The organism is Aliirhizobium cellulosilyticum (assembly GCF_014198105.1).
Classification (GTDB): domain Bacteria; phylum Pseudomonadota; class Alphaproteobacteria; order Rhizobiales; family Rhizobiaceae; genus Neorhizobium; species Neorhizobium cellulosilyticum.
This window is the reverse complement of the sequence record NZ_JACIGW010000001.1, coordinates 172,493-190,120: the sequence shown is the minus strand read 5'-3', so window position 1 is coordinate 190,120 and position 17,628 is coordinate 172,493. Positions and strand designations below refer to the sequence as shown.

Genomic DNA, 17,628 nt, shown 5'->3' with positions numbered 1-17,628 from the left:
CCGCGAACTGTCGCTAATCTCCCCCGCAGAGTCAGGAGACGGCAATGGCAGAATTTCCATCAAAGGCAAAAGTGGTCATCATCGGTCTGGGCGGCATCGTCGGCGCTTCGATCGCCCACCATCTGGTGGAACGCGGATGGGACGACATTGTCGGCATCGACAAGTCCGGCATCCCGACCGATATCGGCTCGACCGCCCACGCCTCGGATTTCTGCTACACGACCAGCCATGATTATCTCTCGGTCTGGACCACCCAGTACTCCATCGATTTCTACGAGAAGATGGGCCATTACGCCCGCATCGGCGGGCTGGAAGTCGCCCGAACCGGCGATGACCTGTGGATGGAAGAGATCAAGCGCAAGCTGACGTCCGCAAAGGCTTTCGGCACCCGCGCCCATTACGTCTCACCCGCCGAGATCAAGGAAAAATTCCCGCTGATCGAGGAGGATCAGGTTCAGGGCGGCATGTTCGATCCCGATGCAGGCCTCGTCATTCCCCGAAGCCAAACCGTGGCCGGCAAGCTGGTCGATGCCGCCGAAAAGGCCGGCAAGCTGAAAGTCTTCGGCAATACGCCGGCGACATCGCTGATCGTCGAGAACGGCCGCATCAAGGGCGTCGTTACCCATCGCGGCACGATCATGGCCGATCACGTCATCGTCTGCGCCGGCATCTGGGGCCGCCTGATCGCCGAAATGGTGGGCGAGGACCTGCCGGTGATGCCGGTCGATCATCCACTGACCTTCTTCGGCCCGTTCAACGAATTCGCCGGTACTGGCAAGGAGATCGGCTATCCGCTGCTGCGCGACCAGGGCAATTCCGCCTATATGCGCGACACCGGCGATCCGAACACGACCGAGGGCGGCCAGATCGAATGGGGTTATTACGAGACCGACAATCCGCGCCTCTGCCACCCGCGCGACATTCTCGAAAAGCATGAGGCCCGCCTGTCGCCCTCGCAGCGCGACCTCGACATGGAGCAGATCCTGACACCGCTCGAGCGTGCGATGGAACTGACCCCGATCCTCGGCGAACTCGGTTACAACGAAGGCCATTCCTTCAACGGCCTGTTGCAGGTCTCCGCCGCCGGCGGCCCGTCCTGCGGCGAAAGCCAGAAGGTGCGCGGCCTCTGGTATTGCGTCGCTATCTGGGTCAAGGACGGCCCGGCCTATGGCAAGCTGATCGCCGACTGGATGACCGACGGCCGAACAGAGGTCGACCACAACTCGATCGACTATTCGCGCTTCTACCCGCACCAGTTGACCGAAGACTTTATCGAGGGCCGCACCCGCGAGGCCGCACAAAAAATCTATTTCCCGGCAGTTCATCCGCGCGAACCCTATGCGACCGGCCGCGGCGCCAAGAAGTCACCCTTTTACGAGCGCGAGAAGGAGCTTGGCGGTTACTTCATGGAGCTTGGCGGCTGGGAACGTGCGCATGGCTACGCCGCCAATGACCATCTTCTGGAAAAATACGCCAATCAGGTTCCGGTACGCGAAAACGAATGGGACAAACGCCATTTCTGGCGCGTGTCGAATGCCGAACATCTAGCGATGAGCGAGGATTGCGGCATCGTCAACCTTTCGCATTTTCATATGGTCGATATCGAAGGCCCGGACCATGTCGAGCTGCTGGAATGGCTCTGCGCCGCAAAGATCGGCGGCGATGCCAATATCGGCAAGGGCATCTACACTCACTTCCTCGACGAAGAAGGCATGGTGCGCGCCGACTTCACCGTGTTCCGCTTGAGCGACCGTTGCCGTCTTGTGAACGGCGCCGATGCAGGCCCGCGCGATTTTCATTACATGAAACGCGCGGCTGAAGATCGCGGCCTCGACGTCACCATTACCGATGTTTCGGAAAAATTCATCACCATCGGCATCTGGGGACCGAACGCCCGCGAAACGCTGAAGAAGGTCGTCGCCGATCCGTCGGGCCTCGACATCGAAAACTTCGCCTTCGCCGCAATCAAGCCGATCGAGATCGCCGGCAAGCCCGTTACCGCCTTCCGCATTTCCTATGTCGGCGAACAGGGCTGGGAACTGCATATGAAATACGAGGACGGCCTTGCCGTCTGGGATGCGCTGCGGGCAACCGGCGTCATGGCCTTCGGCGTCGAGACCTATGCCAATTCCCGCCGCATGGAAAAGTCACTGCGGCTGCAGAACGGCGATCTTCTGACCCAGTACAACCTGATCGAGGCCGATCTTGCCCGTCCCAAGGTCAAGGAAGCGGATTTCCGCGGCAAGGCGAAACATCTGGAATACAAGGCTAGGCACCACCAGCCAGCGATGCTGTGCACACTGGTGATGACCGACAATACCGATGCGAGCGGCGTCAAGCGCTACCCGGTCGGCTCCATGCCGGTGATCGACCCGGATACCGGCAAGACGCTGGTGGATGAACTCGGCCGCATCTCCTACACGACCTCCGTCGCCTATGGCCCGACGATCGGCAAGAACATCGCGCTTGCCTATCTGCCGTGGGATTACTGTGAGGTCGGCCGCAAGCTCACGGTCAACTATTTCAACGAGGATTTCCCGGTGGAAGTGGCGGCGGTGGGTTACAAGCCGCTCTATGACCCGGAGAATTTGAAGCCGCGGACGTAACCTGAAACTCCCTCATTCCTGTCCTTGTTACAGGAATCCAGCCGACGCGCGTCGGCGCGGCGAAACGAGTCTTCTCAGCCCAAGGACTTGGGCTGGCTGGATCTCTGTGACAATCCTCGGGTTCAACCCGAGGAACAGAGATGAGGGAAGAGAGCGTTGCCCGCTCATCAAAAAACCTCAAGCGCTCTGCCGCCGCCCTATCTCGGCATCACCCGCCAGCTCCCCGGCAATCTCCTCCGCCACCCGCTTCGCCTGGTTGCGAATATCCGGCACGGCGGTGATTTCCCAGAACTGCCCCGCTGTCAACGCACCGACGGCATAAAGCCTCTGTCGCACGGTTCCATCCGGGCAACAGATACGCGAGCGGGCATCGACGCTCACACCAAGCCCCAGCCGGTCCATGCCGATCACGGATGTCTCGCACATCTGCTGCAACAGCGGTGAATGAGCGATGCCGGCGCGTTCCATGCCGGTACAATTGACGATCCAGTCGACGGCAATCTCCTGCATCTCGGATGTCCCGCGTTTGCGGAAGCGGATGCCGATCCGGCCATCGGTCTCCCTGATCTCGCGAATGAAACCGGCATGGACCGTCACCGTGCCATTATCGATCAACGGGCTGAAACGCGACCAGACCGGCGGGGCAAGCCGGTGCCGGTGAATATTCCACCAGGCAAGCGCATGCCGCATGAAACGGGATCTCTGCGCGTCATTAAGTTCCTGCCAGAGCTGCTGCGTGCGATGCCTCAACCCGTCCATCAGCCCGCGCCAGTCAGCCCCTTCGCGCACCTGCGCCCGAAAGCCGGCGAGAATGTCGCTGATCTCGCGGCCTGTCGCAGGCAGGCGAGGTTCGACCGGCTCCGGCTTGATCGTGCTGTGGGGGTGCGGAACGAGGCCCCGACGCGAAATCACATGGATTTTGCCACGATGTCCGTGCGAGCGTAGCGACAGGACTTGATCGACCATCGTCAGGCCGGAACCCAGAATGCAGATATCGTCATCTGGTTTGACGGACGAGAGCCAGCCGAGCCGCCAGGGGTTCTGAACGATACGGCGCTGCATCTTTTCCGGAACAAGATCAGACGCGATCGGCATTTCTGCATTACCGACACCAAGGCAGAGCGCAACATTTCGTGCTCGCAGCACCGCGTCATTGTCGAGATGGAATTCGACATCCGTATCACCGGGCATCATGCAGGCTGTCGCCTTGGCCTTGATGAAATCGACGGCAACGCGGTCATCCCGGCGGCGCAACAGCGAGGCCAGCCTGTCCCTGAGATAAAGCCCGTAATCTCCACGCGCGGCAAAATAATCACCGACCGGTTTGCGTCCTTTTTCCTTCAGCCAATCGAGGAAATCGTTCGGCTCATCCGGAAACGCACTCATCCGTGCCGCCGGTACATTGAGCCGGTGGAGATAGAATTCGCTGCGATAGGCAGTGCCGCGGCCGAACCCCGGATCATCGCCGATAATGGCAATCGACCGCTCCGGCCCAAGCTGGCGCAGAAGATTGATAGTCAGCGCAATGGCTGAAAAACCGGAACCGACAACAGCGACGTCATAGATCAAGGGCCAACTCCTGCTCTATTTCGGAAAGCCGGTCGCCGTCCCCACGGCGTCCGATATCACTACCAACCTAGTCGGGATTGAACGTCTGTAAAGCCCTCGTTTATGTCAGCCACAGCTGATGCTAAAGTGCGGCGTGATCTTTCAGATTCGCTTGCCGCGCTTTAGCTCCTTGTTTTGCCGCATGTCTCTTGCGTAAAAGCCTGCACACTTTTGCACGACATGCTTTAGGCAGCATAAACGAAAAAAGCCGCGACATGTTTCCATGCCGCGGCTCCAATTTCGATGCAGTTCGGACCGATCAATCCGGCAAAGCGTAGGCGATCACGTAGTCGCCACGGTCGGGCGACTGGCGCGCGCCGCCGGCCGAGATGACGATATACTGCTTGCCCGTCTTCGGCGACTTGTAGGTCATCGGCGTGCCCTGGCTGCCAACCGGCATGCGGGCCTTCCAGATTTCCTTGCCGGTCGCACTGTCGAAGGCGCGCAGATAATAATCCTGCGTGGCTGCGAAGAAGACGAGGCCGCCCTGTGTGGCAAGCGAGCCGCCGATGGTCGGCATGCCGATCGGGATGGGGACGCCCATCTTGATACCGAACGGACCGGTATCTTCGACGGTACCGAGCGGAACCTGCCACTTGATCTTCTGGCTATCCATGTCGATCGCCGTCAGCGTGCCGAAAGGAGGTTCCTGGCAGGGAATGCCCAGCGCCGACAGGAAGCGGTTCTTGTCGACGGCGTAAGGTGTACCCTTCATCGGCACGACACCCATGACGGTGTTGGTGGCTTCCGAACCGCTTGAAACGGCGGTGGTCGGTGCGGCTTCCTTCATCTGGATCCACAGGCCGAGACGCATGTCGTTGACGAAGATGGTGTTCGTCACCGGGTCGGTGGAGAAACCGCCCCAGTTCATGCCGCCGAGCGAACCCGGGAAGTTGAGCGCCAGATCCGTGCCCGGAACCGTGTAGACGCCATCATAACGCATGCCCTTGAAGGCGATACGGCACAACAGCTGGTCGAACGGAGTTGCACCCCACATGTCGCTTTCGGTCAGCGTCTGCGCGCCGATCTGCGGCATGCCGACCGACAGTTTCTGCGTCGGTGCATAGGGTTCGTTGGGGATTTTGCCCGGCTTGACCGGCACGTCCGCGACTTCCGTCAGCGGCTGGCCGGTGGCGCGGTCGAGAACCCAGATCTGGCCGGCCTTGGTGCCGAAGGTCAGCGCCGGAACCGTCGAGCCGTCCTTCTTCTTGAAATCGAAGAAAGAGGGCTGCATCGGCACGTCGAAGTCCCAGAGGTCGTTGTGAACCGTCTGGTAGACCCACTTTTCGCGGCCCGTCGTGGCGTCGAGCGCCAGCATGGAAGCGCCGTACTTGTGGTCGAGATCGGTGCGGGTAGCACCATAGAGATCGACCGACGGGCTGCCGACCGGCAGGAACACGGTGTTGGAAGCCTCGTCATAGGACATGGCTGCCCAGACGTTCGGCGTCGAGCGCGTATAAGTCTGGCCCTCCGGCGGCAGCTTGGTGATTTCCGGATTGCCAGGGTCGAAGGCCCAGCGCAACTCGCCGGTGATCACGTCGAAACCGCGCATGACACCGCCAGGCATATCCACCTGCACGTTGTCGGCGATACGGCCGCCGACGACGACGGTGGTGCCGGCAAGCGTCGGAGCGGAGGTGAGCACGTACTGCGGATCAGGCGCATTGCCCATGCCGACCTTCAGATCGACGCGACCATTGGTGCCGAAATCCGGGCAAAATGCGCCGGTATCGGCATCAAGCGCGATCAGCTCGGCATTGATCGTGTTCATCAGCAGGCGGCGCTGGCACAGCGCGCCTTCGGCAACCGTCACCGGGGCCACCGGCGTCGAGCCATCGACGGTCGGCTGAGCGAGCGGACGAGCGGCGTCGAAATAGGCGAGACCGCGGCAACGCATCCAGACGGAAGATTTCGAGTTGATCTCGTTCTTCCAGATCTCCTTGCCGGTATCGGCATCGACCGCGATGACGTTATTATGCGGGGTGCACAGGAATACGCGGTCGCCGACCTGCAGAGGCGTCTGCTGGTCTTCGGCACCGCCGCCGCCGGGGCTGATCGGGGTGTCGCCGGTATGGTAGGTCCAGGCAACCGTGAGGTCCTTGACGTTGTCGCGGGTAATCTGGTCGAGCGCGGCGAAACGCGAGCCGCCGGCCGAATTGCCATAAGCTTCCCAGTTTTTCTGCTCCTTGGCCGGATCGACCGGAGTGAGCGGTGCAGGCGTGCCGGAAAAGGCGACGGTCGGATGCGGCACCATCATGCCGGCAAAACCGGCGACGGAAGCAACAGCAAGAATAGCGGCAACCAGGAAGGACGGCAGATAGGCCGGCGTCCTGCCGGCGGCCTTGCGCAGCAGCGGGAAGCTCAGCGCGATCACCGTTGCACCGACGCCGAAGGCGAGCAGGCGCGAGATCAGCGGCCAGAAATCGAGACCCGCATCCCAAATCGCCCAGACGACGGTGGCGATGTTAACGAGGCCGAACAGCAGCGCACCTGCGGGCTTGCGAAGAATGACAAGCGCACCGGCGATAACGATCGCAATGCCGGCAAGCAGGAAGTACCAGCTGCCGCCGAGCATGGCGAGCTTGCCGCCGGCAACGGCGAAAAACAGGCCCGCGAGGGCGAGAACGGCACCGAGCACGAAAAGCCAGGTCTTGGCTATCGCGGACAGGGCGCCCTTTGAGGTTTCCATTTGTGTCTCTAGCTCCAGTTGTGGATTCGACAGTGTCGACAGTCAAAGGCCACAGCGGTGCCGTCAGGAGCGGGGAACAGGATCAAATGCAGTACCGTGCTTCTGTCGAAGAAACGCAAACGGCAGGCCGAACGATATGCAATCGGCTGGTCGGAGGCGTCCCTTTCGAGGACTTCGAGGTCGCTTGCCACGCCCTCCCCGCGCGCCAGCGGCAGGCATGCATGCCCGCATCTGCGGTATAACGCCGCCTGCGGCAAAATGGCAAGAAAATGTATGTACTATTCCGTACATAATCTGTTCGACGATTTTGAACGGTCCTCAAGCTATTGATAAACCTGAATTTCGAGCACGATTAAGGATGAGCGTCACGATCGAAAGCCGGTAGATATCCGGCCATCCCGGTATCATCTAAGGATGTTCCACGACGTAAAAGCTGCGCAGTGTCCGCGCTTCCCGCTTCACGATGCGCAACGGCCCGCCCATTTCGACAAGCGCATTCAGCTCTCTCAGCGCCAGAGCATGGGCAACCCCGAGAAGCCGGGCAAAAGAACGACTGTCAACGGCAATACCTTGTTCGGCAGCAACGATGAGCGCCGCTTGCAGCGATGTCAGCCGCAGATCCTTCGCCTGATGCTCCGCGACAAGGGCGAGAAACCGCTCGGATTGATCGCGATCCTCGTTCACGCCGCCTCGCGCTTGCGGAACGACACCATGATCGACTTGGAGGTCGGCGTGTCGCTTTCCTCGCCCGCACTGCCCAAGGGCACGAGTACATTCAGCTCCGGATAATAACCGGCAATGCTGCCGCGCGGGATGTCATAGGGCACGAAGCGGAAATCCTGCGCCACGCGGGAGATCCCGTCATCGTAATCGGTCACGACATCCATCCGGTCACCGGCTTCAGCGCCGATATCCTTCAGGTCTTCGGGATGGATGAAGATCACCTGGCGCTCGCCATAGACACCGCGATAACGGTCATCGAGACCGTAGACGGTGGTATTGTACTGGTCATGCGATCGGAAGGTCTGCAAGGCGAAACGTCCGACGCCATTGCGGGCACGCTGGTGCACCGTCTCCTGCGGCAGCGTGACGGCGGAAAAGCACGCCTTGCCCGCCGGCGTGGTCCATTCGCGATGGGACGCGGTATTGCGCAGATGGAAGCCGCGCGGCTTGCGGACACGGGCGTTGAAATTCTCGAAGCCCGGAATGGTCGCTTCGATATGATCGCGGATGAGGTCGTAATCGTCCGCGAGCGCTGCCCAGCGCACGACATCCGTGCCGACCGTGGCTTCGGCAATGCCGGCAATGATGCCGACTTCGGACAGAAGATGAGGCGAGGCGGGACGATTGATACCGGCCGAGCCATGCACCATGCTCATCGAATCCTCGACGGTGACGAGCTGGGAATTGCCGAGCGAATTCAGGTCCATCTCGGTGCGCCCGAGGCAGGGCAGGATATAGGAAACCTCGCCGGGCATCAGATGCGAATGGTTCGGCTTGGTGGCGATGTTGACCGTGAGTTTCATCCGCCGCATCGCCGTCTCGACCAGCGTGCTATCGGGCGTTGCGCGGGCAAAATTGCCGCCAAGTCCGATAAAGGCCTGCGCAGAGCCATCCAGCATCGCGCCGATCGCGGCCAGTACATTGTGCCCGTCGGCACGCGGAACGTTGAAAGCGAAGTGCTTTTCCAGCGCATCGAGGAAAGCGGCAGGCGGCTTTTCGTTGATGCCGACCGTGCGGTCTCCCTGCACATTGGAATGGCCACGCACCGGGCATAGCCCCGCACCTTGCCTGCCGACATTGCCACGCAGGAACATGAAATTGGAAATCTCACGGATCGTCGCCACCGAATGGGCATGCTGGGTCACGCCCATCGCCCAGGTACAGATCACCTTGCCGGCCTTCATGTAGACGGCCGCGGCACGCTCGATCTCGGCGCGGGAAAGCCCCGACTGATCCTCGATCTCGGCCCAGCCGGTAGCATCGATCGCGGCGCGGTATTCAGCAAACCCGGCGCAATGTTCGGCGATGAAGGCATGGTCGAGGACCGAAGGCTCACCTGCGGCAATCGCTTCATCTTCTGCTGCAAACACGGCCTTGGCCATGCCGCGCACCGCCGCCATGTCGCCGCCGAGGCGCGGCTGGTAATATTGGCTGGCAATTTCGGTAGAGCCTCCGCGCAGCATCTCGATCTTGTCCTGCGGATCGGAAAAACGCTCCAGCCCCTTTTCGCGCACCGGATTGAACACGACAACATCGGCGCCACGCATGGCGGCACGGCGCAGGTCGCCCAGCATGCGCGGATGATTGGTGCCGGGGTTCTGGCCGATGACGAAAATCGCATCCGCCTTTTCGAAATCCTCAAGCAGAACCGTCCCCTTGCCGACGCCGATCGCCTGTTTCAGCGCGACACCGCTTGCTTCGTGGCACATGTTGGAGCAATCGGGAAAATTGTTGGTGCCGTAGACCCGCACGAACAGCTGATAGAGATAGGCCGTCTCATTGCTGGCACGACCGGACGTGTAGAATTCCGCCCGGTCGGGGCTATCGAGGCCCTTGAGAATGCCGCCGATCTCGGCAAAGGCGTCCTCCCAGGCGACAGGAAGATACCGGTCGCTCGCCGCGTCATACCGCATGGGATGGGTCAGCCGACCGTTGAGCTCCAGCTCGTAATCGCTCAACTTGCGCAGTTCAGAGACAGTATTGGCTGCGAAGAATGCAGGCGTCGCGCACTTTTCCGTCGCCTCCCAGGAAATGGCCTTCACCCCGTTTTCGCAGAATTCGAATGACGATCCATGTTCGGGATCACCCCAGGCGCAACCCGGACAATCGAAGCCATCCGGCTGGTTTGCCTTCAACATGGTGCGGGCGCCAGCGAGCGGCGATCCGCTTTCAAGCAGCCGCTTGCCGCAGCTCTTCAACGCACCCCAACCGCCGGCGGCCGAGGACTTCTTGCCAATAAACGATCCAGTCATGACAGATGCTATTGACGATCGTCAAAAGCGTTTCAAGCTGACTGTTCGTATGGCTCGATAGACAAAACCTATCAACTTTGGTTGTTACCGCACCCGTGGAATGGTACAGGCCTCTCCACCACCGAAAATGCGCGAGCGGCTGAGAAACCGCTTTTCCCTGCCGTTATCGAGCGAGAACATTCCCCCCCTGCCCGGCACGACATCGATGATCAGCTGCGTGTGCTTCCACGCCTCGAACTGGCTGCCGCTGATATAGACCGGCACGCCGCCGATCTCGCCCAGCTTCACGTCATGGTCACCGATAATGAAATCATCAGCCGGGTAACACATCGGCGATGACCCGTCGCAGCAGCCGCCGGACTGGTGGAAAAGGATTTCCGGATAGTCCTGCCTTATCTCGGCGATGAGATCGAGTGCCGCATCGGTGGCGGTGACGCGCGGCTCCCCGTTGACATGAGTATTCATGATCTCTCCTCCCAAAGAGCTTTTGATGCTCAGGTGATGAGCTGAACGAAGTCTATCACGATCGCCATGAAAACACCCGAGACAGTCATCGCCAGGCCGCAGAGAAACACTTTGCTTGCCTTGTCATATACCCGCCGCTGCAGTGAATCGTGCCGCAGAAAGATCACGAGAGAGCTCCCCTGCGTGATGATCCCGGCGGAGAGCAGAAGCATCGTCGGCAGGTCGATAAGGGTCCATGGGATCGGGTTTTGAGCCCATTGGCTGAGAAATGTCAGAGAGAACGAGAGAATGATCCCCACAACGGTCAGCGTGCCATTGCGGAAAAGCATTTCGACCAGCGGTTCATTTTCATTCGACATCGCGGAATATCTCGGCTGCCGGATTATGACTGCCTATCGAATAGTCCTTTCGCGAGAATTTCAAGGCCGGTTGATAGGCACGAAAGCCGGGCAGAAGAGTTCTTCCCCTGCCCGGCTTCGGCTTGGATCAGAAGAAACCGAGCTTCTTCGGGCTGTAGCTCACCAGCATGTTCTTGGTCTGCTGGTAGTGGTCGAGCATCATCTTGTGCGTCTCGCGACCGATGCCGGACTGCTTGTAGCCGCCGAAGGCCGCATGCGCCGGATAGGCGTGATAGCAATTGGTCCACACTCTGCCTGCCTGGATCTCGCGGCCGAAGCGATAGGCGCGGTTGCCGTCACGCGTCCATACCCCGGCACCAAGACCGTAAAGCGTGTCGTTGGCGATCGAGAGCGCCTCGTCCTCATCCTTGAACGTGGTGACCGAAACCACCGGGCCGAAGATTTCCTCCTGGAACACACGCATCTTGTTGTGGCCCTTGAAGATCGTCGGCTTGATGTAATAGCCGTTCGCCAACTCTCCGCCGAGATCGTTACGATCGCCGCCGGTCAACACTTCAGCACCTTCCTGCTTGCCGATATCGAGATAGGAGAGGATCTTCTCCATCTGCTCGCTGGATGCCTGCGCACCTATCATCGTGACGCTGTCGAGCGGGTTACCCTGCACGATCGCTTCCACCCTCTTGACGGCTCGTTCCATGAACCGATCGTAAATGCTCTCATGCACCAGCGCGCGGCTCGGGCATGTGCAGACCTCGCCCTGGTTGAGCGCGAACATTGCGAACCCTTCCAGCGCCTTGTCGAGGAAGTCGTCGTCTTCGTTCGCCACATCGGCGAAGAAGATGTTCGGCGACTTGCCGCCGAGTTCCAGCGTCACCGGAATGAGGTTCTGGCTGGCATATTGCATGATAAGCCGGCCTGTCGTCGTCTCGCCGGTAAAGGCGATCTTGGCGATGCGCGGGCTCGATGCCAGCGGCTTGCCAGCTTCGAGACCGAAACCGTTGACGATGTTCAGGACGCCGGGCGGCAAAAGATCGCCGATGATTTCCGCCCAGACAAGCAGCGAGGCGGGCGTCTGTTCGGCCGGCTTGATGACAACACAATTGCCGGCGGCAAGCGCGGGTGCCAGCTTCCAGGCAGCCATCAGGATCGGGAAGTTCCACGGAATAATCTGGCCAACGACGCCAAGCGGCTCATGAAAATGATAGGCGACAGTGTCGTTGTCGATCTGGCCGATCGATCCTTCCTGGGCTCGGATACAGGACGCGAAATAGCGGAAATGGTCGATGGCGAGCGGAATGTCGGCTGCCATGGTTTCGCGGATAGGCTTGCCATTGTCCCAGGTTTCGGCCTGGGCCAGCACTTCCAGCTTGTCCTCCATCCGCTGGGCGATCTTCATCAGGATGTTGGAGCGCTCGGCCGGTGCGGTGCGGCCCCACTTGTCCTTTGCGGCATGCGCGGCATCAAGTGCGGCGTTGATGTCCTTCTCGTCCGAACGCGGAATTTCACACAACTTGCCGCCGGTGACCGGCGTGATGTTGTCGAAATACTTGCCGCCGATCGGCTCCCTCCACTCGCCGCCGATGTAATTGCCGTATTTCAGTTTGAACGGCGATTCGACGATTTTCTGGTGCAGCATGTCATCCTCCCATGATGAGCTGGCTTCCCGGTTCGGGACCGGGCTGGAAGGAAATCTGCGTCGTCCCAGTCTTGACGAAAAGCAGGGCGCGACCATATGGCGGCGCACACTGTCGCACCCTTGCTACAGTGGAACGCCGCAAACCATGCGGCACCGCAACAGAATTCGATTTACGTCAATGAAGACCGAAACGGTTCATCTTGCGGTGAAGCGTTGCCCGGCTCATGCCGAGCGCAATCGCTGCCTGCGAGACATTGCCGTTAGCGCGCGACAGGGCGCGCATCAGTGCCGCCCGCTCTGCTTCGACCAGATCCTGACGATCACCCGCCCGGTTCTCATCGAGAGCATCCGCAGCCGGAATGCCGGCGGCGATACGGCTGTCGTCCAGCGCAAGAGCCAGGCGCGCCGCACGCGTCGCGCCGATGACCAGATCGTTGCGATCGACCGCAAGAAGTGCCGCCGCCGCATGTGCGGCCTGCGGCACCATCAGGAAACGGGCGCCTGGAAAGGCGGATCGGAACAGGTTGAGCTCAATCCTGAGCGCCGCATCGCGCACCGTCTGGGAAAGAATCGAGAGCATCATTTCATTGACGTCGTCCCGACACGTGGAAATATCGAGCGCCGCCGCCACTTCGCCGCGATGATCGCGGATAGGGGCGGTAGTGCAGCTCAATCCCGTATTGGACGAAAAGAAATGCTGGTCGCGAAAGATCGAAACCGCTCGTTCGTCCGCCAGTGCCGTACCGATACCGTTGGTTCCGATACTCGCCTCGGTCCAGATGGCCGCCGTCCAAAGGCCAAGATCGTGAAAGGCCCGGTCATCCCCCGCCGTGCCGCGCCGTTCCAGCGCAACACCGTTTCGGTCGGTCAGCAGCAGGCAGCAACCCGACCTGCCGACGGTCGAAAAGAGCTTGTCCATTTCCTCGCGCGCCTCGACGATCAGGCGCTCCGAGGCCTGCCGCGTCTGGCGAAATTCGCTATCCGTCAGGCGTTCGGGTGCGCGTTCCTGCTCGGGCGCAAGATGGTGCATAACCATGCAGCGCCGCCACGAAGCAACAACAGGTGAGCTTGCGGCAGCGGACTGGGCCGAGGCGTAGACCTCGTCCGCATGCAGGGAAACGGGATGCATGGGCTCCTCCCGGGCCAATTCTTGCATCAAGTTTCGCTAAAAAGCCGGTGCTTTGCAATCGTCAAGCAGGCGGCCCCACGAACTATTTATCGAAATACCATACGCGGCCTCGATGCGGCCGATCACGCAGCCTCTCGCGTCGACGGCTCGCATCTGGCAAAAGGCGCGAAGGCATGCCGTACGCGCAGGATCGTTTCCGGTTCGGCAGCCACCAGTGGCAAGCGGACATCAGCCGGTGACTGGTGCAGGAAGAACTGCGCCTCCTTGAGCGCGGCAACGTCATCCCCACCAACAGCCGCCGCAGCAACGGACATGGCCTGCAGCAGAGGATCGCAGCCGCTGCTACGCTCCGCCATCGCCACCATGGTCTGCACCGGAGATGGGATGATATTGGCCAACGCCGACAAGGCGCCGTGCCCACCCAGATCCAGGAATTCCATCAGCTTTCTGTCATCTCTCGAAAGATGCATGAACCGATCTCTGAGCGATGCCGGCAAGGCCGCGAAATGTTCGAGACGCCCTGCGCCATGACATATGCCGGCGATAGGATCGATTTCGGCAAGCGCATCCACTAGCGCCGGGCCATAGTCCTTTGCAGTGCGCCGCGGATCATCATCCACAACAACCGGGATATCGACGGCAGCAGTGATTTCGCGAAAGTGATTGATCACTCCCTTGAGCGTCGGTTTCGAATAATACGGCACCGTCACCAGCAAGGCGTCGGCACCGAGTTCTTCGGCGCGGCGGCATCGCTCCACGGTCTTTACAGTGCAGTTTGTGCCGGTCGCAGCTATCACGCTCAGATGTGGTCGGCCCCGCGAAACAGCGGTTTTCAGCAGGCTCTGGTATTCATCCGAGCCAAGCACCGGACCCTCGCCGACAACGTCGCAAACCACAATTCCATCCACTCCGGCGATGACCTGCCGATCGATCGCCGCCTCGAACTCCAAAAGATCGATCCGGCCTTCGTTGAAGGGGCTCAAAAGGGGTGTGTAAGTTTGACGCCTTGCGCGAAGGAAGGGTGTCATGGTTTGGCTCCTGTTTTACAGAAACCAACATTGCTCTCACCGCATAGGATTTCGATATGTGGGGCGAGACTATGACATCAAAGTCTTATATGCATCCATTTGCCTTGACCGCGGCGATGCACCATATTCCGCGCCAGACATATACATCGAACGACACCTTGGCCCTGCGCCTGGAGACTTTATGACCGCATCGCATGCCGCCGCTTCCGATACCACTTCGGAAACCCGCAAATTTCTTGTGCTGCTGCTAGGGTCGATCGGGGTCGTATATGGCGACATCGGCACCAGCCCTCTCTATGCGTTCCGCGAGGCGTTGCGTCCGTTTGCGGCCAACGGCATCCGCGACGAGCACGTGATCGGCCTGATCTCGCTGATGGTCTGGACACTGACCATCATCGTAACCTTCAAATACGTTCTGTTTCTTCTGCGTGCAGACAATGACGGCGAAGGCGGCACGCTTTCGCTTCTGGCACTTCTGATGAAGAAGACCGGAAGCTACATGCCGGTGCTTTTCTTTGCAGGCCTGATCGGTTCGGCGCTGTTCATCGGCGACGCGATGATTACCCCGGCGCTATCGGTCATGTCGGCGCTCGAAGGCATGAAGCTTATCACGCCTGCTTTCTCCGGTTACGTTCTGCCGCTCTCCGCTGCCATCATGATCTGTCTGTTCATGGTCCAGTCCAAGGGCACCGCGGCCGTCATGAAATTCTTCGGGCCGATCACCGTCGTGTGGTTCCTTGCCATGGCTTGGGGCGGCCTCATCCATATCGGCGACGACTTGACGATCCTGCAGGCCCTCAACCCGATCAACGCTCTCTGGTTCATCACCCATGCTGGCTGGGCCGGGCTGATCGTGCTCGGCGCCGTCTTCCTGACCGTCACCGGTGCCGAAGCGCTTTATGCGGACCTGGGGCATTTCGGCAGGAAGCCGATCAGTGTCGCCTGGTTCATCCTCGTCTTCCCGGCGCTTGCCCTCAACTATCTCGGCCAGGGCGCGCTCGTGCTTGCCGATCCGACAAAGATTTCCAACCCGTTCTATCTGCTTTATCCCGATTGGGCGCTGTTGCCGATGGTGATCCTTGCTACCATGGCGACAATCATCGCCAGCCAAGCCGTCATCACCGGGGCCTTTTCGCTGGCCCGCCAGGCAGTCCACCTGGGCTTCCTGCCGCGTCTTGCGATCAAGTTCACCTCCGAGACCAATACCGGGCAGATCTATGTACCGGCCGTCAACATGGTCCTGTTCATCGGCGTCATCGTACTCATCTTCTCCTTCGGGGATTCGGAATCGCTTGCCACCGCCTACGGTATCTCGGTCACCGGCGCGATGGTGGTCACGACGCTGATGTCCTTCCAGTTCCTGCGCGCCGTATGGGGTTACAAGGCCATAACGGCTGCGATCATTCTGGGACCGCTTTTCGTCATTGAGACGATCTTCCTCGCCGCCAACCTTCTCAAGGTCCATGACGGCGGCTGGGTGCCGGTCATGCTCGCGCTGGTCATCATGCTGACCATGTGGACATGGACGAAGGGATCGAAATACCTGAAGGAAAAGACGGCCAAGAACGACATTCCGCTGGAAACCTTCATCACCTCGATCGAAAGCTCCATCGAACGGGAAACCGCCAGCGCACCCGTGACCGTACCCGGAACCGCGGTCTTCCTGACCAGCGTGCCGGATCGCACCCCCGCCGTTCTGTTGCACAATCTGAAGCACAACCACGTCCTGCACGAACAGAACGTCATCCTGACCATCTGGACCCAGGACAAGCCCTATGTGCCTCAGCAGGAACGTGTCGAGATGACGAGACTGTCGAAGCGCTTCATCCGCCTCGACATCACCTTCGGCTACATGGATGAACCCAACGTCGCCAAGGCTCTGACCGTTTGCAAGAAAAAGGGCTTCAAGTTCGAAATCATGCAGACCTCTTTCTATCTCGGTCGCCGCAACCTGATCGAAACGCCCAATACCGGCCTGCCGCGCTGGCAGGAAAAGCTCTACATCATCCTCGCCGATTTCGGCATCGATCCTTCAGCCTATTTCAAGCTGCCGCCGAACCGCGTGGTGGAACTGGGTGAGCAGGTCGCGATTTAAAGCAATTCCAGCAAAAGTGGACACCAGTGTTGCGGCCGGAATTGCGTTTAAACAAAGAGATAGAGCGCCATGACTGTCGTCGCCTCCTATGTATACACGAACGGAAAGCGCGGGCGCCCTCTCCCGATAGACGAACCGTGCCCGGCGCTGACTGGTGACGAATTCGCCTGGATCGGCCTGCACGAGCCGACAGCCGACGAGCTGAAAACGCTTGCAAAGACCTATAGCCTGCATGAACTTGCTGTTGAAGATGCGCTCAACGCACATCAGATCCCCAAGGTCGAGGCCTATGGCGACCAGCTTTTTGTCGTGGCCAAGACCGCCCATCTCGACGGCGACAAGATCAAATACGGCGAGACGGCAATCTTCGTCGGGCAGCGCCATATCATCACCGTCCGGCACGGCTCGATGCGCAGCCACAGCGAAGTGCGCTCCCAGCTCGAAGCCTCGCCGAAACTGCTGTCGCAAGGCCCCGACTATGTGCTGCACGGCATTATCGATTTCATTGTTGATGGTTATCTGCCAACGGTTCAGACGATCGAGGATCGCGTTCTGGAGATGGAGCAGAAGATGCTCGCCAATTTCCTCGAACGTGAGCAAATCCGCCGCCTGTTCCGGCTGAGACGGCAACTGATCCTGTTCGGGCGCATTCTCGGACCGATGACGGAAGTGGCGGGCAAACTCGTCAATCTGGACCTGCCCTGCCTCGACAAGCACGCCAAGCCCTATTTCCGCGACGTTCTGGACCACTGCCGACGGGTGGAAAGCATGGTCGGCGGCCTTCGGGAAGTCATCACCTCGGTCTTCGAGGCCTCGAACCTTCTGGAACAGCAGCGCCAGGGCGTCATCACCAGGCAGCTTGCCTCCTGGGCTGCTATCCTGGCCGTGCCGACAGCTGTCGCCGGCATTTACGGCATGAATTTCGAGAACATGCCGGAGTTGAAGACCGAATACGGTTATTACGTCGTGCTTGCCGCAATCGTCCTCGTCTGCGGCGTGCTCTATCATCGCTTCAAGAAGGTCGGCTGGCTTTAGCTC

General features: G+C 60.0%; 12 protein-coding genes. 3 read left to right on the top strand and 9 right to left on the bottom strand.

The window, feature by feature from the left end; genetic code table 11:
- Window positions 1-44: 44 nt before the first annotated feature.
- Window positions 45-2,606, top strand: a complete 2,562-nt coding sequence (locus GGE33_RS00725; protein ID WP_183820867.1) for a GcvT family protein — start codon at window positions 45-47, stop codon at window positions 2,604-2,606.
- Between the two features lie 177 nt (window positions 2,607-2,783).
- Here GGE33_RS00725 and GGE33_RS00720 read toward each other — a convergent pair whose 3' ends face one another.
- The 9 genes from GGE33_RS00720 to GGE33_RS00680 all read right to left on the bottom strand — a co-directional run bounded on the left by GGE33_RS00720 (window position 2,784) and on the right by GGE33_RS00680 (window position 14,495).
- On the bottom strand, window positions 2,784-4,175 hold the full coding sequence (locus tag GGE33_RS00720; RefSeq protein ID WP_183820866.1) for an FAD/NAD(P)-binding protein: 1,392 nt from the start codon (window positions 4,173-4,175) through the stop codon (window positions 2,784-2,786).
- Between the two features lie 298 nt (window positions 4,176-4,473).
- Window positions 4,474-6,903 carry a glucose/quinate/shikimate family membrane-bound PQQ-dependent dehydrogenase gene (locus tag GGE33_RS00715; RefSeq protein WP_183820865.1) on the bottom strand — a complete coding sequence of 810 codons (2,430 nt, stop codon included), beginning with the start codon at window positions 6,901-6,903 and terminating at the stop codon, window positions 4,474-4,476.
- Between the two features lie 408 nt (window positions 6,904-7,311).
- Window positions 7,312-7,587 (bottom strand): hypothetical protein, encoded by a 276-nt coding sequence (locus tag GGE33_RS00710; RefSeq protein WP_148143018.1) that lies wholly within the window; start codon window positions 7,585-7,587, stop codon window positions 7,312-7,314.
- Window positions 7,584-9,878, bottom strand: coding sequence for an FdhF/YdeP family oxidoreductase (locus tag GGE33_RS00705; protein WP_183820864.1), 2,295 nt, complete (start codon window positions 9,876-9,878; stop codon window positions 7,584-7,586). The genes GGE33_RS00710 and GGE33_RS00705 overlap by 4 nt, the downstream gene beginning before the upstream one ends.
- A gap of 84 nt (window positions 9,879-9,962) precedes the next feature.
- A complete protein-coding gene (locus GGE33_RS00700; RefSeq protein ID WP_148143016.1) occupies window positions 9,963-10,343 on the bottom strand; it encodes a DUF779 domain-containing protein in 381 nt (126 codons plus the stop codon).
- A 29-nt stretch (window positions 10,344-10,372) separates the two neighbouring features.
- Window positions 10,373-10,702, bottom strand: a complete 330-nt coding sequence (locus GGE33_RS00695; protein WP_148143015.1) for a hypothetical protein — start codon at window positions 10,700-10,702, stop codon at window positions 10,373-10,375.
- Window positions 10,703-10,829: 127 nt separating this feature from the next.
- A complete protein-coding gene (gene adh, locus GGE33_RS00690; RefSeq protein WP_183820863.1) occupies window positions 10,830-12,338 on the bottom strand; it encodes an aldehyde dehydrogenase in 1,509 nt (502 codons plus the stop codon).
- 175 nt (window positions 12,339-12,513) lie between these two features.
- Window positions 12,514-13,467: a helix-turn-helix domain-containing protein gene (locus GGE33_RS00685; protein WP_148143013.1), complete on the bottom strand. Its 954-nt coding sequence runs from the start codon at window positions 13,465-13,467 to the stop codon at window positions 12,514-12,516.
- A gap of 122 nt (window positions 13,468-13,589) precedes the next feature.
- Window positions 13,590-14,495 carry a dihydrodipicolinate synthase family protein gene (locus GGE33_RS00680; RefSeq protein WP_183820862.1) on the bottom strand — a complete coding sequence of 302 codons (906 nt, stop codon included), beginning with the start codon at window positions 14,493-14,495 and terminating at the stop codon, window positions 13,590-13,592.
- 181 nt (window positions 14,496-14,676) lie between these two features.
- On the opposite strand from GGE33_RS00680, the gene GGE33_RS00675 reads away from it, so the two are divergent.
- Window positions 14,677-16,590, top strand: a complete 1,914-nt coding sequence (locus GGE33_RS00675) for a potassium transporter Kup (protein ID WP_148143011.1) — start codon at window positions 14,677-14,679, stop codon at window positions 16,588-16,590.
- 69 nt (window positions 16,591-16,659) lie between these two features.
- The gene (locus GGE33_RS00670) at window positions 16,660-17,625 is read left to right on the top strand and encodes a magnesium and cobalt transport protein CorA (protein ID WP_148143010.1); all 966 of its coding nucleotides are present in this window, start codon (window positions 16,660-16,662) and stop codon (window positions 17,623-17,625) included.
- The last annotated feature ends 3 nt before the right edge of the window (window positions 17,626-17,628 follow it).